Source organism: Bacillus gaemokensis (assembly GCF_001590835.1).
Lineage (GTDB): Bacteria > Bacillota > Bacilli > Bacillales > Bacillaceae_G > Bacillus_A > Bacillus_A gaemokensis.
Genome location: NZ_LTAQ01000012.1, coordinates 233,216 through 254,956, shown reverse-complemented (window position 1 = coordinate 254,956; position 21,741 = coordinate 233,216). Strand labels below are relative to the sequence as shown.

Here is a 21,741-nt window from a genome sequence, read left to right as displayed (position 1 = left end):
CGAAGCTACTCTATTTAGTAGCTTCGTCTTTTTTCTTCGGCAATTCAATTGGAATAAAAACATGGGAGAACCCAACTGAAACATATTTATAATTTTCTTCTCCGATTTTAAATTCTGTCGTATACGTCGAGAAGAAAATATAATCATTTCTCTTTGTATAATGGTTAATCAACAGGTCAACTTGCGGCTCTACATATTTCTTCGCTAACTTCTTCCCAATTGTCGCAAGCTCACCAACAAGTCCCTCTGGATCTTCTTTTTCAACTTCTGTGAGCTTTTTACTAATATCATTACGATTCATAAACTGCTTCGCTGCCCATTCTGTATATTCCCCTTTACCTGGGTTGCTATTTGCTAAATATACGAAAAGAACAACAAGTAGTATCATTACTATATATTTCTTTTTCATACTTTATCACCGCCTAACTATTTCTATTTTTATACATATGTACATGCAATGCAAATTAGACAACTTACTATGTAAGAAGCTAACAATATCCCTCTAAAACAGTAACCATATATTTACAAAATTTTTAGATTAATTTTACATTTCATCTCTATAATAGGATATGTACACTATTAATTTTAAGGGAGGCTTTTCAGTTGCATGACGAAGATAGTATTCATGCTATTTCTAATTCTCTAATGATGCTACTGCCTTACAAAGATCCTTTATACCGTACACAAATTCATACTACCCAAGGAATTCTCTACTCACCGAAGACACCATTAGAATTAATAAAGGAACTCATTATCTCACACAATTTTTCTACATACGAAGGAAGACGAAAAGCTATTAGTCAAAAATGGGACTTACAACAAAATGCACCGATCCCAATCGATCATCGTCGTTTTATTTGTGCCATTCCGACAAAATCACCGAATGCCTGGGAATGTATTTGGGTTTTCTACAAAGCCATTAAGAAAATTAAGAAGGGCCCTAATAAGCAGGCTATCCTATACTTTTGTAATGGTGACATAGAAACTCTCCCCATCAGCTATTATAAAATGAAACAACAATGGAGAAAAGCCGGTAATATTTTAGCACAAATGATTATGGAAGATTTCCATAATGGCTTTTTATACTGATAAAGTGAAAGGGAGACACAGCCTATTGCTATGTCTCCTCTTTTTTCTTTGATTACATCTCAGTCCGCATCTTCTCTAGCGCTTGCCGATATATCCATCTCACTTGATGATACGTCATCCCCTTCTCTTCCGCAATTTCATGCATCTTCTTTCCCATGTAAAAACGTTCCGAAATAATATGCTGCTCGCTCTCATCTAACAAACTCATATAATCTTGCACATCTGACAATGCTTTTGCTCCGCATACATTTTGCAAAACATCTTGCTCTACACATGTATACCGCTTTTGAATTTTACTTTCCTTCTTTAACTTCTCTAACAAATATCCGCGCACCGTGACAAATGCGTATGAGGAGAACGTCCCCTTCTCTTCCTCATACCTTTCATATGCAATCCACAATGCAATTAAACCGCATTGATAATACTCTTCATAATCTCGATAAAGACAAAGCTTCTTCATTTGATTTTTAATCATCTTTTCATATAAAGTAACCGTTTCAGTAAAAGTGATCGGCTTCATAAGGTTCCTATTTCTAAAAGGTATACCTCTTTTGTATTCCGCGGTACCTTTACAATATAAAAAGATAAGGAGCAATTCATGGGGAGGTATTTGAAATTTCGTATAGGGGATTTGAAATATGACTAAGGGGAATTTGAAATTTCAGCTGATGTATTTGAAATAGATACAAAAATAAAAGCGGCTCAATATGAGCCGCTTTTAGAAAAGATCATTTCATTACTACGCCTAGAACATACCTCTTAACGCTCCAAAACCGATTGTTAAGATAGCGAAGATAATAATAAGAATTGTTGCTTTCTTTTTGCTTAGATCAGCTGCAATCTGCAGACCTAGCCATGACAATACAAATCCCCAAATTGTGAAGACTTCAATATTACTTGCAATGCCATGTGCAAGACCACCAGTTGAAGCAAAGACTGGTCCTAAACCTGTATACATTTCTTTTCCTGTTCCACCAAGAACAAGTGCTAAAATATAGTTTACAATCAAACCTAGTACCGTAATGATACTTACATATACAGTAATTGCTAGTAATTTTTTATAAGATGTATCATTGCCCATAAGCATCATCAATACTTTATATACAGCTGCGCCAACAAAGTATCCAATAATTGCGCCAATAAAACCTAATACAAATCCCATTCCTAATGTCCAAGACAAGGGAACCTCAATGTCTGTTTTTGCAGCTTCCTTTATCCCCTCTGGAGTTAAAGAATACGCATACGTAGCAAGCATAAATGCAACACCTGTTAATATAGCCATTAACCAAAATGCGCCCCAAACAGCATTACTACTCTTCATTCTCTCAAACTGTACGCCAGGAGATGTAATCATTCCTAGTAACGATGGTTTTTCTCCGCCAACCTTTTGCGTATTAACATTCGCTTCCATTCTAACGCCTCCTTGAATTCATATCACCCGTTCTGGTGGGCATGTGTATATATCCATTTTGATTTTTCGACATATAATCCGCTGCTATGAAGAACAAAAAGTGATCTGCACTCGTTTTCTCTCTTTGTTTTAGCTTGGTATGGGCAGGAAGAGACTCTGACCATACCAAGCTAAAAAGAAAGGTTTTATGTCGTTTTTTCAATTTGTATTTATATAGTAGAGATAGTTCTCTCTACTACACTAGCAATCTATTCGTAACGAAGTGCTTCAATTGGATCTAATTTCGCTGCTTTATTCGCTGGGATTAATCCGAAGATAATGCCAAGTGTCATCGAGAATAACACGCCACCAACTACAACTTCCCACGAAACGAGCGGCGGCCATTTCGCAAATGTTGAAACGATATATGCGCCCCCATAACCAAGGCCAATTCCGATTAATCCACCAAGAAGCGTTAGCATAACCGCTTCAATTAAGAATTGTAGTAAGATTTTACTACGCGTTGCTCCAAGTGCTTTACGCACACCAATTTCACGTGTACGCTCTGTAACAGATACAAGCATAATGTTCATAACACCGATACCACCAACAACTAAGGAAATACCCGCAATACCGCCGATGATCATCGTCATGATACCTGTTACCTTAGAAATATTTTGTTTCATTTCTTCTAAGTTCACGACCTCATACTTCCCAGGGACATCGCTAGGCTTGCGATTATTTAATACATTTACGGCCTTTTTCCCCGCCTCTTCCATCTTATCTACATCTTTTGCCTGTACAGAAATGTTTTGAATTTCATCTCTTCCATACAATGTTGACCATAATGTTAACGGAACAAGTGCTTCAGACATACTCATGCCCAAAAAATCATTATCTGATTTATACACACCGATAATTTGCATTGGCTGTCCTTTTATTTCGATAATCTTACCTACAGGATTTTCTTTCGCATATACCTTTTCTTCCATACCTGTACTAATCATGACAACGTTATTCCCTTGCGTAATATCCGTTTCATTTAAAGTACGGCCCTTTAGAACCTTAATTTTATTAACTGAAAAATATGCACTATCAAGTCCTGTAATACTCGTTAGTTCTTTCTTTTCATTCACGTCAATTGGTTCCGTTGTTGAATTTGTTGTCACAACGTGGGCAATCTCTGGCAACTTTTTAACTTCAAAAATATCTTCTTCCGTTACAGGCGGTCGCCCATTTAATTCTCCGCCAAATGGATCATTAATATCCACTTTAAAATTAATCGGAATGACACTATTACCAGAACCAACGAATTGCGACTTTAACATCGCTTCTCCGCCCTGCCCAATCGCAACAACGGTAATAATGGAACCTACACCAATAATAATCCCAAGCATCGTAAGTGCTGAGCGCAGTTTATGAGCTAGAATAGAAGATAGGGCAATTTTTATACTATCTAGTAAACTCATATCGCACACCTTCTATCTTCTGTGACTTTTCCGTCTCTTAGAACGATTCGGCGTGAAGAATACGCTGCTACTTCTTCTTCATGCGTAACCATTACAATCGTAGAACCTTCTGCATTTAACTTAGTAAAAATATCCATAACCTGTTCCCCAGATTTCGTATCAAGGGCACCTGTTGGTTCATCGGCCATAATAAATGTTGGATCATTTGCAATGGAGCGTGCAATCGCCACACGTTGCTTCTGTCCACCTGAAAGTTCGCTTGGCAAGTGATGTACCCTGTCTGACAATCCAACCTTTCCAAGTGCCTCAAGAGCTCTTTGGCGACGCTCAGCTTTCTTCACGCCACCGTAGATAAGTGGAAGCTCTACATTTTCTACAGCTGAAAGACGCGGCAGTAAATTAAAGTGCTGGAACACAAAGCCGATATATTCGTTACGGATAAGAGCAAGTTTTGACTCGTCTGCTGTTAAGATATTCACATCGTTCAACATATATTCGCCTTCTGTTGGACGATCCAAACAACCGATAATATTCATAAGCGTTGATTTCCCCGAACCAGACGGTCCCATAATCGAAACAAACTCACCACTTTGAATTGTTAAGCTAATCCCATGTAGAATTGGTACTGCAAGCTTTCCTTGATAATATGTTTTATGAATGTTATTTAACGTAATCATTTTTCTTTCACTTCCATTCCGTCATACACGTTGTCGGAAGGATTTTTAACCACCTTTTGCCCCACTGTTACGCCTTCAAGAACTTCTGTCCAGTCACTATCAGTAGAACCTTTTTTCACATTTTGTTTACGAAGCTTTCCTTTATCCTCTACATAAACAAATGCGTCATCGCCTTTTTCTACAATACTCTTACTAGGAACAGCAATCATTTGCTTATTTTCTAGGTTTACTTGTAAAGATACATGATAGCCTGGGGATAATCCGTCTTGACTATCTAAACTAGCTTTATATGTATACTGAGACATATTTTGTGTTGCCTCACCGCCTGCTCCAGCTGCTGCCATTTCAGCACTTGTTGGGAATTCACTTACTTCTGTAATCTTCCCTGTCCATTTTTTCTTGCTATTTGCTTTTGCAGTTACAGTAAACGGTTGATCTTTTTGAATTTGTGATTTTTGAAGTTCTGTTAATGTTCCTTGAATTTGGAACGGATCTTTAGAAGCAAGTTGTAAGAATGATTTCCCTTGTCCACCCATTGCTTGCGCCGAACTTTGCGCTGCATCTTTATCTAACTTTTGTACAACACCCGCAAAGTTACTATAAATCGTAAGTTCTTTTTGTTTTTTATTTAACTCTTCTTTTTGTAATTGACCTTTTTCTTTCTCAAGATCCACTGTTTTTTGCTGCATTTCTAATTCACTTACTTGCTCTTCCATTGGATCTGTTACTTCTTTTCCAGCACCGCTATCTTTCGCTTTCTTAATCTCTTTCTTTAGTGAATCTATTTTCTTTTTCCCTTGATCATAGCGCATAGTAGCCATTTTTTGATCAAGCTCAGCTTGCTTCATTTGTAAATTGATTTCTTCATTATCATAAGAGAATAATTTCGTTCCTTTTTCTACTTCTTGTCCTTCTTTTACCGCAATATCTTTCACTTTTCCTTTTGTCGGTTCTGCATAGAAGCTTTCAATATTTCCAGGCTTTACTTGACCAGAAATTAACTTTGTATTGTTTAGTTTACGTTCTGTTACTTTCTCAAAGCTAACAGCATCAGCTTTCGCATCGCCCTTCTTCTTCCCTTGCATCATGAAAATATTGACGGCCGCAACGATCACAATTAATGCGATAACCCCAATAATAATCCATTTCTTCTTCTTGTTTGGAGTACGAACGGTATTTGGTAACATATTCTCTCCCCTTTTATATATTAATATAATGATTATTAAATTGTACAAAACTTTCAGAAAAAGAAAAACGCACCTGTTTACATTATTACGCTCTCTTTACAAAGTTTTACACCATCACTTATATTGTAACAAAAATACCAATGTTTAGAAATATATGAGCTTATCTTTTAAGAAAGTTTTAAGGTACAAAAAAGCCACCCTACATAAGGTGACTTGGACGTTTCCCAAAAAGGCTCGTTGGCACTTGATTCGATTCATCTTCCAAAGAAATATCCGTCAAATCTTTCCTCATCTTACGTGGAATATTCTTTTCAACTGTTTGAAATGCTTCGTACTCAGAAATTCGCATCGCTCTTTGAACAAGGCTGCCTGCATTCTCTCCCTGCTTATCTAGCATCCAGCCTGTTTCACTATTTAATTGTTTGCGAAAATCCTCTTTCGCTTCTTCGTCTGGAAACATACCCGCGTTCACCTTCAAATACGTTTCAATCTTTACTGGAAGCCATTCTTCTTCATAACTATTCTCTACTAAACAAATTGAAATCCCAATCGGCGTGCTACGAACGACAAAATCAAATGTACAATTCTTTTCTACGACAGTTGCCGAGCATAAACAAAACGTCTCTACTTCTGATAAGAAAATCGTCAACTTCTAGCATCTCCTTTATACATATAATTTCCCTTATCAACTTCCACTTCATTTTAGCACTTGTTTTTGAATATACTGTAAAATATTTGTAAAATTTTGTATAATAAAACTAAATAAACCACAACCTTAACAGGAGGCCGGCACATGAAGAAATATTTTCTACTCATCGGATTTACTATCAGCCTATTAGGATTTGTCGCAAAATTTCCTTATCGGCAATTCATCTATCAAAATCATATTTCCGATTTTGGATTAGCTGATAGTGTACCGAGTTTTCTTTTTGTAATCGGCATGACATTTATTATATTTTCCCTTTCAGAAATGAAAAAAAAGAAGGTTGCCATTCGAACCATTGCACTTGTTACAGCAGGGGCCTTACTATATGAATTTGAACAGCTATCTTTGAACATGATATTTGATGTAAAAGATGTTGCTTCAACAATATTAGGTGGATTCGCATCATTTATGTTGTACAAATCTATTCTAAAAAAACAAGTACTCCGCATACAAAAAGAAGCTATCCAAACATAATTCTTTTGGATAGCTTCTTTACATAAACAATTATGCTATTTTACCTTTTCTCTCATGTCCAAGCTGCACAATAAGTAAGAATACCGTTGATAAAATACCGCCTGCTAATAGTAACATGAAGCAACCGTCCCAACCAGAGCGATCAACAATAATACCAATCGCTGCGTTTGCTACAAAACTTCCTCCTACATAGCCAAACAGACCACACATACCAACCGTTGTACCTACTGCAAATTTCGGTACTAATTCCATCGCACTTAAACCGATTAAAAACTGTGGTACATAAATTAAGCAACCAATGATAGAAACCGCAATACTCACAACCAGGATATTCGTAGCTTGCCAATATACAAGCGTTCCAATAACAACTCCAGCCATACTAATAACACATAGTGGCATACGTTTTCCTTTAAATAATTTATCACTTAAAAAACCGACGATTAAAGAACTCGGAATCGCAGCTGCTTCAAATATCGAATACGCTGCATGCGCTTCTGTTTTTGTAAATCCTTTAACTGTTGTTAAATAAAGTGGTACCCAGTTAATAACACCGAAACGAATTAAATATACAAATGCATTTGCAATACATAAGTACCAAACAAATTTGTTTTTCACTACATATTTCATCAAAATTTCTTTTGGAGAAATCTGGTTAGCGTTATCTAACTTCTCAAGGTTTTCATAATCATTACGATATTCATCAATCGGAGGAAGACCAGAAGATTCCGGTGTATCCTTTGCATTAATCCAAACAAGAACTGAAATCACCATTGCAATAATTGCTGGGAAAATGAATACGCCGCCCTGCCAATGATTTTCACCGAATATCCCTACACCAATTCCAATAAGTGGTGGTACAAGCATTCCACCAATGTTATGTGAAATATTCCAAATTCCTGTTTTTGTGCCGCGCTCTTTCTTCGAGAACCACTTTGTCATAACGATACTACAAGGTGGTGCACCCATACCTTGTACAACACCGTTAAGCACAAGTAGTGTTAGAATCATTCCAAAGGTAGATGCAAATCCAAAGCAAATATTTACAAGTCCTGATAAGAATAAACCAACCGCTATAAAACGCTGGGCGAAAGCCTTATCCGATAAATTCCCCATAAAGAACTTACTAAGTCCATACACAATTGCCATTACCGCACCTAATAGTCCAATTTGTGTAGTACTAAACCCAAACTCTTCCACTAAATACGTAGTTGATAAATTAAAATTACTGCGAACTAAGTAATACGCTGCATATCCAACTGAAATCCCGATTAACACACGAATACGTAATAATCTATACACTTGATCAATCATATTCGCTGGCAAGCGTTCAATTATTGGTGCTGGTTTAAGCCATTTAAACATATCATCTCTTCTCCTTTTCTCACTTTTGAGAGAGACGTTGTCTATTCCATATCTCGATTACTCCACTATCTGATACATTTTTGTTCGTTCTTCTAACAGGCTGACCTTCTATTTCTTTCTGATTCTTCCCAAGCATCGTTGGTACGCCAAACGAAACCTTTTCTAAAATATGCCCCGCTTCTTCTGACAAACAATAATCAATAAATAAATCCGCTATAATACCACTCGGTGCATGTTTCAGTTTCGAAATCGCATTGACAGATACCCCTGTTTGCTCAGGTACTTTACTCAAAATCGGAAAGCCTTGTTTTTGAAGCATCCGTTGGTCTCCCATGAAGTTAATCCCAATCATATACTCACCGCTTGCTACATACTCAGCAGGCATATAACCGTTCACCGTTACTTCTGCGACTTGCCCCGCAAGGCTCTTTACATAATCTCGAGTCTCTTCTTCCCCAAATGTATCAATAAGTGATTGGAACAACGTATAGGCTGTTCCTGATACATTCGGATCCGGCATAACAACCTTTCCGGCATACGCAGGATGTAATAAGTCCTTCCACCCTGAAGGATAAGTAAGTCCAAGCGGCGCTATTTCCTTATCCCATCGCTCCTTATTAATCGCGATTGCCAGCTGCTCCACTTCATATCCAGACCAAAAGCCATCCTTATCTTTAACGGCTTTTGCAATCCGATTTGCACGCTGACTTGTAACAGGTATGGATAGATTTTTTCGCTTCATCGTTTGATGCGCATCCACTGTACCGCCAATGATAATATCCGCCTTCGGATTTCCCGCTTCTTCTTCGACTCTTCTGAGAAGCTCTTCTGTCGAAAGACGAATAAATTCATACGTACACTCGCGCGGTTTACAAAACGATGAAAGAAGTGCTTCACCAACTTCTTCACGAGCCGCCACATACGCGACGATATGGCGATCTTTTAAATTTGGAAGACCATTTTTATTATATTTGATAGTAGTTGTATCTCGAGAGCAACTAGACATCGCTCCTCCAATTATTAGCAAAAAGAAGAAAAAGGCTATCTTTCTCATGAAGCACTCTCCTTTACAAATAACGCTGCTAGGGAGCCTTTCATATACATCACATTTCCATTATTATCACCAAGATACTGCACAACAAAGTAAGAAGGATATACAGAAATCGTAAGAATATCCTTACGTTCATTCTTTACATGCTTCCCTGTTTTGTAAGCAGTCATATAACCGATTGGATCCTTCTGCGATTGCAGTAGCTCCTGAATTTCTCCGTAGTCTGTAATTTGCTTTGCTTGCCGAATCGAATCAAGTAATCGCGTAAGATCAGTAGAACGTACTATATCACCTTGCCGCACGACGACTTCCTTTGCTGATGCAAAGAAATCACTAATAGACTCCGGTGTATAATACAAGCCCAGCAAATACGTTTGGAATGCGGAAATCATTGGATCCGTACCATTCTTTCCGTATACGCTTTCCTCATACTGGAACAAGTCACCTACTGCAAAAGTACGCTTATGTCCATTCAAGTACGTTACTTCTCCAGTAAATACTTGTTCATGGATCTTCGCCTCTGTTTCCTCCATTCGAATCCGGTCAAAGAATGAAACAATCGCATGCAGACGAACTTCATCTGTTACAACTACTTCTCCCCACTTCTCATGTCTTACTTTCACTTCATTAGGAAGAGATTCATTCACTCTTTCTAAAACGGCTTGCTTATCATTCACGATTGTAACGTGATTATATAGTTGCTTCTCTAAAACATAAAACACTATAAGAGAAGCAATCATACAAAAGACAAACAAGAGAATTTGAAATGATAGCCTTTTCATTTCTGCCTACCTCCAAGATAAAAAAACGTTGTTTCGAAAATACTGCATAATTGTTTCATAAATGTATCATTTAACCGCTTTCAAGTTTTTTATATATTCCAAACTTCTTGGTAGTAAGAATGTAATTTGCACCATCGTTCCTATTTCTTCACTACTCTCAATTCGCATACTTCCGCCTTGCTTATTCATAATCTCCTGGCAAATGAATAAACCGTACCCATTTCCGTAACTAGAAGCGAGTACTTTCCCTTTTGGAGAACGATTCCATTCAGCTAATACATTTTCATCCATACCAATTCCATCATCATGAATCAGAACTTTGGCTTCGTTCTCATTCACAACTACAGTTATACGCATTTGCGCCGCATCACTATATTTAATCGCATTATCAAACACATTCAAAAAGATCTGCTTCGTCTTATCAAAATCAGCAACAACATGCACTTCCGTTAACTCCGTCACAACCTCTATCTCATATTGCTGAAGACGAGGTTTCACAATAGAAATCGCTTCTTCGGCAAGCGCTTTTATATCCACGATCGTTGGTGACACTTCAAATGTACTTGTCCCGTACTTTGAAGATTGTAATAACTCCTCAACAAGAGATAGTAACCGTTGGCTCTCAACTGAAACATAATGAAGACTCTCCTGTACGTCCTCTTTAGATTGCAGTTTCGGAATTAAATCCACATAACCGATAATCGCCGTAAGTGGTGTCTTTAGCTCATGTGTAATCCGGTCTAAGAAATCTTTCTGCTTCTCTTTCTCTTCCTTCAGCTGCGTAATATGCAGTTCAATCCCCTCAGCCATCGCATTGAAAGATGCTGATAACTGTGCAATTTCCACATACTCATTTAACTCAATTTTGCTTTTATAATCCCCATTCGCAAGCCGCTTTGCCATTTGTCTTAGTTGATCAATTGGCTTATGAAGAGACTTCGCTAAACGAATCGCAAAGAAAATACCGCCAGCTACTAAACAAAGAGATGTAACAAAAAACGTCCAGCTCACATTCGTTAAGACCTCTTTCTCATCTTGCAATTCATGAATAAAACGGATGGCCCCAATCACTTCATTCCCGTAATAAACAGGACTAGAAAATAATAGAAGCGGGGCTGGATCACCATTTTCAAAAACATAAGCCTTCTTTCCTTGTAACGACCGATCCATATCTATGTTCTTATGAAGTAATGCTCCTTTTTGCGTATCCGCAACGACATCTCCATTCTTCCCAACCATCTGTACCCGTACATCCATCCGCTTCGCTAAATAAGAAGCAATCAGCATAGAATTCGGTCCAAGCGTCTCCACGCCAGCTTCCTTCTCTAAATAATTCATCGTGTAGATTTGTGCCTCTACACTTAACTTCTCCAATGAATCCGCTGCACTATGATACATATTCTTCTCAAGCGCAATGTAAGTTACCGTATACAGTAAAAACAGAATCGGGATTAACAACCCAGCAATACCAAGCACCATATTTCGTTTTAACGACATCTTATCACCTTTTAAAAATCTAACTTATAGCCAACGCCATAAATCGTCTTAATATGTTCTCCGCTCGCTCCAAGCTTCTTACGAAGGCGCTGCACCATAATATCAACCGCTCTCGTATTCCCGCTATACTCAAAGCCCCACACTTTCTCTAATAACTCATCGCGCATAAACACGCGCTGCTTATTAGAGGCAAACAACTGACATAAATTGAACTCCCGGTACGTTAAGTCAATCTCTTCCCCATTCACACGCACCTTTCGTTCCTTCGGATAAATGACCAACTCACCAGCGCGAATGACCCCATCATCCTTAAGAGTTCCCCGCTTCGTTACGCGCCGCGCCATATTCTTCACCCGAAGAATGAGCTCCGCATAATTAAACGGCTTCGTCACATAATCATCAGCCCCAAGCTGAAGCCCAAGTAACTTATCATTCATCTGACTCTTCGCCGTTAGCATTAACACAGGAATATCCCGGTCCTTCTCCCGAAACACGCGAAGCAATTCATAACCATCCGTATCCGGAAGCATCACATCTAAAATTAGCACATCCGGCTGCTCAGCCCATTTCTGCAAAGCTTCTTTCCCATCAGCTGCGGTAAGTACTTCATATCCTTCCATCTCTAACTGCATCCGTATCAAATTCCGAATGCTCGACTCATCATCGACTACGAGTATCTTCATAAGCACCCTCCTTTCACAGTACAGTTTAGTATAGCAAATATCCTATACAAAAAGAGAGTGCATTGTCGAACTTACTTTGAACGACGATACACTCCCCAAATTTTCTATCTATATATTACTGCTTAGGCAACTCTAAATGCTCTCTCAACTTATTAGAAAGGTCTTTACGATCCTTATCCGGAACGAAATAATACCAAACACCATCTTGCTTACGACCGTCACCAGGAATTTGAACCTCTTCTTTCTTATTCATCGCAGCTTTATAATTGCTTTGAAGATCCCACATTTGATCCTGGTTTAAATTTGTTTTTACGTTCTTCTCAACAGTCTCTAACATCGTTCCTAGTTTCGTAATAGACGATATACTCGCCCCTTTACTAATAACCGCTTCTAACACTTGGCGCTGACGCATTTGGCGGCCAAAGTCACCACGAGGATCTTCCTTACGCATACGCGTATACTTCAGTGCTTGCTCACCGTTTAAATGAATATTTCCTTTTTCAAACGACATACCTTCAAGGGTAAACGCTAAATCATTATTCACATCAACACCACCAACAGCGTCAACAATATCACTGAAACCTTCCATATTCACTTCAATATAATAATCAACCGGTACATTTAAGAAATTCTCCACCGTATTCACAGACATATTAATTCCGCCAAATGCATACGCATGATTAATCTTATCCTTCTTTCCTTTACCAACAATCTCCGTATATGTATCCCGAGGAATACTAACCATCTTCATTGAACTGTCCTTCGGATTTAACGTTAACAACATAATCGAATCCGAACGACCTTTATCTGCGCCACGCTCATCTGCCCCTAATAATAGGATAGACACAGGTTGTTTATTTCCTAATTTAACATCTGTCGATCGTTTCGTAGAATGATCCCGCTCAAGTGGCGTATGCATCTTATTTAACGTACCAGTAACAGATGAGTACATATAATACGCATAACCACCTCCTGCAATGACAAGAACAAGAATAATACCAAGTATCCAAAATAGAATTTTTTTCATTATGTAACCTTCTTTCTTGAATCAGCCTTATGGGTTTACATAGGATTAAAACACTAAAATTCATTATACATGGAAAGATACACCAACACCAACTTGCATTTCATATTTGTATTTTATCTACATTCCCATCTCTTTAAGCATTCAATTTATTATCACCCTAGCATTCAAATTATTTCTCTGGGTACTGTATCAAATACACTTTTTCTACTGGGTTGGTTGTTAAATATAATTTTGAACGATAGCTCCTCGATATACTTTCAATTTGGATGTTAGACATATGAAAAGTAGAAGAATGTATCATATGTTGTATCTCATAACTCACATCTCTCAAAGATATTCCATACTTTATTTTATCCCCAAAAAGCTTTTCCTTATATTAATTAAATGAGATATCCATTTCTTTGTTGATATTTAACACCTTTTGGACCAATTAGATTTTCTATCTTAAATCTTTTCGTTATTTTCAGTTGTTAATTAATAAAATTCCTCTACAATTCCTTATACCCCTTAATCAAATGTTTATTAAAAAAGAGAATCTATCTATAGACAGATTCTCTAACTCTTCCTTTATCTCATCGCACTAAGTTCATTTTCAACAAGGTGTTTCATATAATTTAAAAGTTCTTGTCTTAATTCTTCATGTTGCATCGCCATTTCAATCGTTGTTTGAATAAATCCTAGCTTTTCTCCAACATCGTAGCGTTTTCCTTCAAAATCATATGCAAATACACGCTGTGTTTCATTTAAACGTTGAATTGCATCAGTTAATTGAATTTCGCCACCAGCGCCAGTCTGTTGTCCGTCTAGCAAAGCAAAAATTTCTGGCGTTAAGATATAGCGTCCCATAATCGCTAAATTTGATGGAGCTGTTCCTTGGGCTGGTTTTTCTACAAATGTTCTGACTTGGTAACGACGATTCTTTTGCTCTATTGGATCAATGATACCGTAACGATGTGTTTCATTTTCTGATACTGTTTGTACACCAATTACAGATGCTGTTGTTTTATCATATTCATCCATTAATTGACGTAAACAAGGCTTATCTGCTTGTACAATATCATCCCCAAGTAATACAGCAAATGGTTCATTTCCGATAAACTTACGTGCACACCAAACAGCATGCCCTAAACCTTTTGGCTCTTTCTGACGAATATAGTGTATATTAATCTTTGATGATTCCTGCACTTTAGCAAGAAGCTCAAATTTCTTTTTTGCTAATAAATTTTCCTCTAGTTCAAAAGAATGATCGAAGTGATCCTCAATTGCACGCTTACCTTTTCCTGTAACAATAATAATATCTTCAATTCCAGATTCAATTGCCTCTTCTACAATATACTGAATCGTTGGCTTATCAACAATCGGTAACATTTCTTTCGGCATCGCCTTTGTTGCAGGTAAAAATCTGGTTCCTAAGCCTGCAGCTGGAATAATTGCTTTTCTTACTTTTTTCAACAATAATCACCCTTACTTATAAGATTTCTTCCTAATTATATAACCTAATACAGATTTATCCTTTTAACAATATAGTGTTAAAATTCCAATTAATTTGTAAATAAATTAAGATATCATTTCTAATTATTATTAAAAAAAGAAAACAATTCCCTTATCAATACTCTAATTCTTTTTGTAATCTTACTTTCCTTTTATCTCAAGATGTTCCCGAAGTTTATCTGATAAACTTTGCCGCTCTTGATCAGGCACAAAGTAATACCAAATACCATCTTCGGCCTTGCGTCCATCGCCTTGAATTTGAATCTCTTCTTTATTTTTCATTGCTTCCTTATAATTTTTTTGCATATCAAACATTTGATCTTGTGTTAAGTTTGTTTTTACATTTTTTTCAATCGCTTTTAAAACATCTCCATAGTTTGTAAGAGAAGAGAAACTTGCTCCTTTACTAATAACAGCTTGTAGTACTTGACGTTGACGCATTTGACGACCGAAATCACCACGTGGATCTTTCTTTCTCATACGTGTATATTTTAGAGCTTCTTCACCATTTAAATGTATATTACCCTTTGCAAAATGCGTATGATCTTGTGTAAAGTCTAAATCATTGTTTACGTCTACCCCACCAACTGCGTCAACAATATCTTTAAACCCTTCCATATTTACCTCAATATAATAATCAATTGGTGTATTCAAGAAATTTTCCACGGTATTAACTGACATGTTAAGACCACCAAATGCATACGCATGATTGATCTTATCTTTCTTGCCTTTACCAACAATCTCTGTATATGTATCACGCGGAATACTTAATAGTTTCATTGATTTTTGTTTTGGATTTAAAGTAATTACCATTAACGAATCTGAACGCCCTTGATCACCCGCACGCTCATCCGCACCCATTAATAGAATAGATACTGGTTTTGAATCCTCTACTTTTACTTCCTCTGTACGTTTCTTCGAATGGTCACGATCTAACGGCTTATGAACTTTATCTAAAGTACTTGAAACAGATGAATAAATACTATATGCATAAACACCTGTACCAATTATAAGCACACCTACAATTCCTAAAAACCAAAATAGAATTTTCTTCTTCATCTCTTCACCCTTCTTTCTATCTATACATGAGCAATTTGTATAATAATAAATTCTCTGTACATTGATTCATCTTTTCTTAGTCCAAAACTATTATACGATATATTTCGTTTTTTACCAGTTTCCCTCTTATTTTTTCTTCATCCACTGCCTAACTTCTTTACTTTTGCTGAAATTTGAGATGGGGAATAACAAAAAAAAGACGAATGACAATAGGTATGGTCTCCCTTTTGCCATTCGTCCAATAAAGCAAAAATCTTTTTGTACATATTTTTATTCTTTTTTATCCCCAAGCGCGAATGTAATTTCCGCTTCACATGCTATTTCACCATTTACAGTTGCAACGGCTTTTCCTTTTCCGATTGGTCCACGTACACGTGTCATTTCCACCTCTAGACGAAGTTGATCACCTGGGCGAACTTGACGTTTGAAACGACAATTATCAATGCCCGCAAAGAATGCAAGGCGACCACGATTTTCTTCTTTCTTAAGTAATGCAACAGCACCAACCTGTGCTAACGCCTCTACAATAAGAACTCCTGGCATTACAGGATAATCCGGAAAATGACCATTGAAGTATTCTTCATTTGCCGTTACATTTTTAATTCCAACTGCACGTTTTCCTTCTTCCACTTCTAAAATTTGATCCACAAGTAAAAATGGATAGCGGTGCGGAATAATTTCTTTAATTTGCTGAATATCTAACATATCACTCTCTCCTTACACATCAAATTGGTCATACCACCAAAGACATGTCTACATTATCCCATTTTATCTATCCTTTGTCATTATGAAAAAACGAAGCGGGCTCTCCTGCTTCGTAGTATTTAAAAAAATGTATACACTCTTTCTACTATAAATATTTGTATAACAAAATTTTATTATTGCTGACACGGAGGTTAGAAAGAGTGTATACCCAAGTTAGGGAAAGGCAGTATGCATAAAGCAGTACTTACCTTAAGTGTCGTATTCATAAATTATTATAAAGGACAGGAACGAGAAAGAAAAATCTAATATTCCTTGTTTTTTCTCTTCATTTGAGAAAATCCCTTCTGATTTCTCTTTTTATCTTAATTTTTCTTAAATGTTATATTTAGAAATTAAAATTATACTGAAATTAAAAATATCATAAAAGAAAACTTTCTATGACGTAGAAGAATCTACATCTCACTTTAAAACTTATATTTAATATTTTATAATAAAAAAATAGATTTTAGGAATTTGAATCGTCTAGGAAGGAAGGAAGGAAGGAACGAATGGCAAAAGGAACAAACTTAATGGAATTACAAGTACCACTTGATCATACGTGGAATTTCATTAGTGATATAAATAATTGGGCACCACTGATTACAGGTTATGTTGCACACAAAATTATTGATGACCGACACTCAACTTGGCGTTTACACGGTGATTTAGGAGTAGTCAAACGCTATATTAACCTAAATGTTAAAATTACAGAATGGCAAGAGCATGATAAAATAAGCTTTACAATTGCTTCTCCAACAAATAAATTGGTAGGTAGTGGATTCTTTCATGCTAAAGCCATTGATTCATCCAAAACAAGAATAACAAGTGAACTGGAACTAAAAGCAACTGGTAAAGGAGCTTTTATTTTCAATGGAGCAATGAAGCCTTTTGTTCCGAAAATGACGAGGCGATTAACAGAGGCGATTGCTAACAATTTAGTAGGAAACTATCGTTGATATATCGCACATCCCATATATTTTTTAATACATAAAAGCCGTTGGGAGGAATCCCCAACGGCTTTTAATTAAGGATTTTTAAGTAGATTGACAAAATGACAGCCTATCTCTTAACTTGATTAATACTATTTATTTAATTGTTCCGGAATAACCAAGTTGTTTAAGCGATTTAAAAATTCCTTATAATATCCAGATTCATAATGAGAGAAGGATGTACCAAACGGATATGTTGCATCCCCAATATAACTTGTATCCGTTAAGTCTATAAATTTTACACCTGGCATAAGATACATAAAATAATTATCAAGTTTATCCCAAAAATAATTATTTCTATGAATCAATTGCGGATCTGAAAATGACTTAATCTCTCTATTTTCATCAAAATAAGTAGAAGTAAATCTTCCCTTATTTAGAATAATTCTTTCTTCTGGTAATATCTCTGTTAACTTTTTAATAAATTTTTCAACTGCATCTTTCCAAATATCGAAATATCTTTCCTGATTTGAATGATCTATAATTTTTACATTTTCTACTTGATTGATATAGCTACTGTCTTCCAGTATATAACTACAACTAACATACCTGTCATCATTAAATCTCAATATAGCTTTTGATGCATCTGAGTAAAGATCCAAAATCAAATAATCGGCCTGTGATTCTTTTAATTTATCAAAAAAGCTTTTATCAAAATCAACTGCAACAAAGTTTTTATCGTTCTCTCTAACACCTGTTAATTCTTCAACAGTTAATGGAACTGGATTTGAAACAAGACTAATTATAGAGGAATGAAATTGTGTGTAGACACAATTATATATTTTTTTGTAATTAGGATTGAAATATGGACTTGAATTGAATGCATTTCTACTAAAGCATGTTCCCAATACAGCCACCTTAATGGCATCTTTATTTGTATTCTTACCTTCCGCAACATATAAAGAAAGCTTAGATAAACCATTTATAAACAACTTGGCCTTCATACTTTTATCTATAGACTTTATATCAAAATATGAAAACTCATTTTTAAGTTGTTTTGAAACGTCAAGCTGCAAATCACTTTCATTATTCTTATCGGTTTTAACTCTTACAAAGAAATCCCAGACTTCTTTATCTCTTAGAATATGTTTATTTAATATATCCTTTTTATTAATTTGAACAGTAAATTTTTCGTTCTTATTTTCTAATTTATATAGCGTTTCTGCATAGTATTCATATCCATTGCCAACTCTTTCTCTTCTCTTGATGACTAGGTTAGCCTCTGACAATTCTCTTTCACTAACAAATTCCAAATCTACAGCCACGTTTATAAATTCATTATTATCCACTACTGCCTCTAGTTGAACTCTATTAACCATATCCGATTGGTAAATTGCTAATCGATTATCACCTGTGATATAAGGTCTAGTATAGAAGAAGTTATTAGCTTTAAGTCGCATATATCTAAAGACTTGCTTTTTTAATGAACTTTCAACTTGTAAAGGTAAAGTATAGCCTTCAGTTTCTTCTTCATTATATACGCTTACCAAAACATCCCAACATACTTCCTTATCTTTATTAATGAGTGGAATTCTTTCTGAAATATTCACTTCCACATCTATGGTATTCTCCATTACTGGTAAACCATTCGTATTTATACTGACATCATGGAAAGGCATATTCACTTGATTTCTTCTTTTAAAGGTAATCTTTATTTTTTCTTTCTTTAAATACTTACTATCCTTTCCAGATAAAAAGATGTTTGCTGAGAGATTTCCATTTAAGTAATCCATATTTTTTACAACTGGAACAAGATCTAATCCTCTTACATAAAACGCTAAAATTTTATCTTTTGTTATATATGGAACCAGTTTAAAAATACTTTTTTTACTATAAAAGTATTCAAATTTATTCTCAATATTATTATTTACCTTAACTAAATATTCATTTTCTCCAGAAACCATATATATTAGCCATGTGGCTTCATCATTTAGCCCTTGTTTGTCTATAATAAGTTGTAAATCAATATCAATTTGAAAGAGTTCTTCTTTAAAAGCTACTTCCAGTTCAAATTCTAAAGGAAATTCAAAATCACGATGAGTTCTTCTTTTTCGTAAAACAAATTTTCCCTGCCCCATAGTAGAGGTCCCCATAATTGTTATTTTCTCTTGTTTAGGCCTATATGCTATTTCATCTATTTTAACTTCCATGTACAAACCCTCTCCCTATCATTCACCATTAATATATAACGCCTTTATAATTAGTAATTCTTCAATAAATCCTATTCTTATTCGCTCTCTCTTTATTCTCCATACAAATATCCCCATTAATTTTTTCATTTCCCAAGAGATTCATCCCTCAAACTCATTATAATAAATAAGTCATCAGACATCATCTCATTATACCAAATTAAAAAAAGAGATTTACCTAAACAAAAAGGTAAATCTCTCAACCATTTGCACTATTTTTTTATCATAATTGATAAAGATTGAATTTCCTGATGAGTTTCATCAGAACGGGCTGCGATGTAATAACTTTTTGTTTCAAAGAAATAATTCTTTTCGGAATCATTATTTATACTTTCTTTACCCAGTAGTTCATGTAGCTTAGCTATAGACATTGAAATATCCTGAAATACAATTTCTATTACTTTAGTTTCAGAGATAACAAATTTCACATTTCCATCCTTATAACTTGTTTTACCTACCACAGTTTGTAATGGAATTAAATTACGAGGATATACGGCTTTAAGCTCGTCTAATGTTTTTCCAAAATATGTAGGTGCTTGTTTTAAAGCTAATCCATACACACGGTTTAACAATGATATTACATCATCTAATTTTGTGTCATCCATCGTGCTCTTACTTGGCGTGAATGGCACGGCATACTCTGCACTTAGCCAACCAGATTCACCATTAGCAAGAACTATTTGTATCCAACCATTATTAGTTTCATTTTTTTCTTTAAAATTAGGTACAGTAAATACTTCTCCAAAATTCGTCAGTACTAATCGTTCACTACTTGTAATTGGTTCTCTTCGAATACTAATATTATTGCTATTCACCATATACTTCTTATTATTTGAAGGACTTTCTTTAGCCGATTTATCTTCAGGAATAATTTTACTTTGAACCATTTTTTCTTTATTTTCATTTCCTCTTATTAACGAAGCAAAAGCTTTATAATTTAATCCAATTGTAATTATACCTGTAAGAATAACAATCGCAGTTCCAACTAATATACTACTTTTCTTGCTTAATTTACGTTGTTGTTTTTTTGCCTTATAATTTCTCCTTGGGGTTTTCACTAATTGCTCCTGCAATAAACCATGTTGAAATTGTAAGGTTTGTTCTTCACGCAGTTGCCTTTTTTCTTCTATATTCATCTGATTATATTGCTTTAAAAACATACTGTAATGATCTACTACTTCATTTACATCGCCGTACTCTTTCATTTGCCCATAATGTAGCCAAATTGCTTTGGTACAGAAACTTTTCACTTGAGAGAGGGAGTGACTAATAAAAAAAATCGTTTTTCCTTGTTCTTTAAACTCATTCATTTTATCCAAGCATTTTTTCGTAAAAGTTTGATCTCCAACAGAGAGAGCTTCATCGATTACCAAAACATCTGGGTTAATATGAACTGAAATTGCAAAACCAATTCTTGACTTCATTCCACTCGAATATGTTTTAACAGGTTGATACATAAATTTTCCAATATCAGCGAATTCGATAACTTTTGGCGTGATGTCCTGAATTTGTTCTTTCGTAAGCCCCATCATTAAACCTTTTAACTCAATATTTTCAATACCTGTTAATTGGTTATTTAATCCTGAAGCAATGGCAATTAAAGCTGCAGATCCTTTAATATTTATCTTCCCTTTATTTGGGATGGTTACACCAGCAATTAAATTAGACATTGTGCTCTTACCAGAACCATTTAAGCCTATTATTCCAATAATTTCTCCTTCTGGTACTTCAAAAGAAATATTATTTAACGCATAATGATAATCACCTTCTTGCCTCTTAAAAAATAAATCTTTTAATTTATCAGAAGGTTTGTTATACATCTTATACTTTTTTGTAACATGTTCAAACTTCACTTTATAATCCATTGAATCATTC

The 21,741-nt window shown here is 35.5% G+C and carries 21 protein-coding genes; 3 read left to right on the top strand and 18 right to left on the bottom strand.

Translation table 11 applies throughout. From position 1 onward, the window contains the following. Window positions 1-10: 10 nt before the first annotated feature. Window positions 11-409 carry a DUF4359 domain-containing protein gene (locus AZF08_RS12475; RefSeq protein WP_033673282.1) on the bottom strand — a complete coding sequence of 133 codons (399 nt, stop codon included), beginning with the start codon at window positions 407-409 and terminating at the stop codon, window positions 11-13. Window positions 410-603: 194 nt separating this feature from the next. Between AZF08_RS12475 and AZF08_RS12470 the strand changes: the two genes are divergently transcribed. Next, the gene (locus AZF08_RS12470; protein WP_033673283.1) at window positions 604-1,089 is read left to right on the top strand and encodes a competence protein ComK; all 486 of its coding nucleotides are present in this window, start codon (window positions 604-606) and stop codon (window positions 1,087-1,089) included. Window positions 1,090-1,141: 52 nt separating this feature from the next. On the opposite strand, the gene AZF08_RS12465 is transcribed toward AZF08_RS12470, so the two are convergent. The 6 genes from AZF08_RS12465 to AZF08_RS12440 form a co-directional block, all read right to left on the bottom strand. Next, the gene (locus AZF08_RS12465; protein ID WP_033673284.1) at window positions 1,142-1,609 is read right to left on the bottom strand and encodes a sigma-70 family RNA polymerase sigma factor; all 468 of its coding nucleotides are present in this window, start codon (window positions 1,607-1,609) and stop codon (window positions 1,142-1,144) included. Between the two features lie 225 nt (window positions 1,610-1,834). Continuing rightward, complete coding sequence (locus tag AZF08_RS12460) at window positions 1,835-2,500, bottom strand: Yip1 family protein (protein WP_033673285.1); 666 nt, start codon at window positions 2,498-2,500, stop codon at window positions 1,835-1,837. 248 nt (window positions 2,501-2,748) lie between these two features. Then, window positions 2,749-3,948, bottom strand: coding sequence for an ABC transporter permease (locus AZF08_RS12455; protein ID WP_033673286.1), 1,200 nt, complete (start codon window positions 3,946-3,948; stop codon window positions 2,749-2,751). Beyond that, complete coding sequence (locus AZF08_RS12450; protein ID WP_033673288.1) at window positions 3,945-4,625, bottom strand: ABC transporter ATP-binding protein; 681 nt, start codon at window positions 4,623-4,625, stop codon at window positions 3,945-3,947. The genes AZF08_RS12455 and AZF08_RS12450 overlap by 4 nt, the downstream gene beginning before the upstream one ends. Next, a complete protein-coding gene (locus tag AZF08_RS12445; protein ID WP_033673289.1) occupies window positions 4,622-5,812 on the bottom strand; it encodes an efflux RND transporter periplasmic adaptor subunit in 1,191 nt (396 codons plus the stop codon). The genes AZF08_RS12450 and AZF08_RS12445 overlap by 4 nt, the downstream gene beginning before the upstream one ends. A gap of 199 nt (window positions 5,813-6,011) precedes the next feature. Beyond that, window positions 6,012-6,461: a hypothetical protein gene (locus AZF08_RS12440; RefSeq protein WP_033673290.1), complete on the bottom strand. Its 450-nt coding sequence runs from the start codon at window positions 6,459-6,461 to the stop codon at window positions 6,012-6,014. Window positions 6,462-6,605: 144 nt separating this feature from the next. Here AZF08_RS12440 and AZF08_RS12435 point away from each other — a divergent pair, with 144 nt between their 5' ends. Continuing rightward, window positions 6,606-6,992 (top strand): hypothetical protein, encoded by a 387-nt coding sequence (locus tag AZF08_RS12435; RefSeq protein ID WP_051725645.1) that lies wholly within the window; start codon window positions 6,606-6,608, stop codon window positions 6,990-6,992. 30 nt (window positions 6,993-7,022) lie between these two features. Here the strand turns inward: AZF08_RS12435 and pgtP are convergent, their stop codons facing one another. The 9 genes from pgtP to fabZ form a co-directional block, all read right to left on the bottom strand. Further along, complete coding sequence (gene pgtP, locus AZF08_RS12430; RefSeq protein WP_033673291.1) at window positions 7,023-8,354, bottom strand: MFS transporter; 1,332 nt, start codon at window positions 8,352-8,354, stop codon at window positions 7,023-7,025. A gap of 19 nt (window positions 8,355-8,373) precedes the next feature. Next, entirely contained in the window at window positions 8,374-9,408 is a 1,035-nt protein-coding gene (locus tag AZF08_RS12425; RefSeq protein ID WP_033673292.1) for an ABC transporter substrate-binding protein, read from the bottom strand. Beyond that, on the bottom strand, window positions 9,405-10,187 hold the full coding sequence (locus AZF08_RS12420) for a DUF3919 family protein (protein WP_033673293.1): 783 nt from the start codon (window positions 10,185-10,187) through the stop codon (window positions 9,405-9,407). Before AZF08_RS12420 ends, AZF08_RS12425 begins: the two co-directional genes overlap by 4 nt. 66 nt (window positions 10,188-10,253) lie before the next feature. Further along, window positions 10,254-11,684, bottom strand: a complete 1,431-nt coding sequence (locus tag AZF08_RS12415) for a sensor histidine kinase (protein ID WP_033673294.1) — start codon at window positions 11,682-11,684, stop codon at window positions 10,254-10,256. Window positions 11,685-11,695: 11 nt separating this feature from the next. Then, window positions 11,696-12,367, bottom strand: a complete 672-nt coding sequence (locus AZF08_RS12410) for a response regulator transcription factor (protein ID WP_033673295.1) — start codon at window positions 12,365-12,367, stop codon at window positions 11,696-11,698. A 115-nt stretch (window positions 12,368-12,482) separates the two neighbouring features. After that, window positions 12,483-13,394: a polyisoprenyl-teichoic acid--peptidoglycan teichoic acid transferase TagU gene (tagU, locus tag AZF08_RS12405; protein WP_033673296.1), complete on the bottom strand. Its 912-nt coding sequence runs from the start codon at window positions 13,392-13,394 to the stop codon at window positions 12,483-12,485. Between the two features lie 567 nt (window positions 13,395-13,961). Next, the gene (galU, locus tag AZF08_RS12400) at window positions 13,962-14,846 is read right to left on the bottom strand and encodes a UTP--glucose-1-phosphate uridylyltransferase GalU (RefSeq protein WP_033673297.1); all 885 of its coding nucleotides are present in this window, start codon (window positions 14,844-14,846) and stop codon (window positions 13,962-13,964) included. 180 nt (window positions 14,847-15,026) lie between these two features. Continuing rightward, window positions 15,027-15,944 carry a polyisoprenyl-teichoic acid--peptidoglycan teichoic acid transferase TagU gene (gene tagU / locus AZF08_RS12395; protein ID WP_033673298.1) on the bottom strand — a complete coding sequence of 306 codons (918 nt, stop codon included), beginning with the start codon at window positions 15,942-15,944 and terminating at the stop codon, window positions 15,027-15,029. A gap of 270 nt (window positions 15,945-16,214) precedes the next feature. Then, window positions 16,215-16,649: a 3-hydroxyacyl-ACP dehydratase FabZ gene (fabZ, locus tag AZF08_RS12390; protein ID WP_033673299.1), complete on the bottom strand. Its 435-nt coding sequence runs from the start codon at window positions 16,647-16,649 to the stop codon at window positions 16,215-16,217. Between the two features lie 548 nt (window positions 16,650-17,197). On the opposite strand from fabZ, the gene AZF08_RS12385 reads away from it, so the two are divergent. After that, the gene (locus tag AZF08_RS12385) at window positions 17,198-17,644 is read left to right on the top strand and encodes a CoxG family protein (RefSeq protein WP_033673300.1); all 447 of its coding nucleotides are present in this window, start codon (window positions 17,198-17,200) and stop codon (window positions 17,642-17,644) included. 125 nt (window positions 17,645-17,769) lie between these two features. Here the strand turns inward: AZF08_RS12385 and AZF08_RS12380 are convergent, their stop codons facing one another. After that, window positions 17,770-19,827, bottom strand: coding sequence for a DUF6270 domain-containing protein (locus AZF08_RS12380; protein ID WP_051725648.1), 2,058 nt, complete (start codon window positions 19,825-19,827; stop codon window positions 17,770-17,772). Between the two features lie 251 nt (window positions 19,828-20,078). After that, window positions 20,079-21,731 carry a teichoic acids export ABC transporter ATP-binding subunit TagH gene (tagH, locus tag AZF08_RS12375; RefSeq protein ID WP_033673301.1) on the bottom strand — a complete coding sequence of 551 codons (1,653 nt, stop codon included), beginning with the start codon at window positions 21,729-21,731 and terminating at the stop codon, window positions 20,079-20,081. Window positions 21,732-21,741 lie beyond the last annotated feature (10 nt).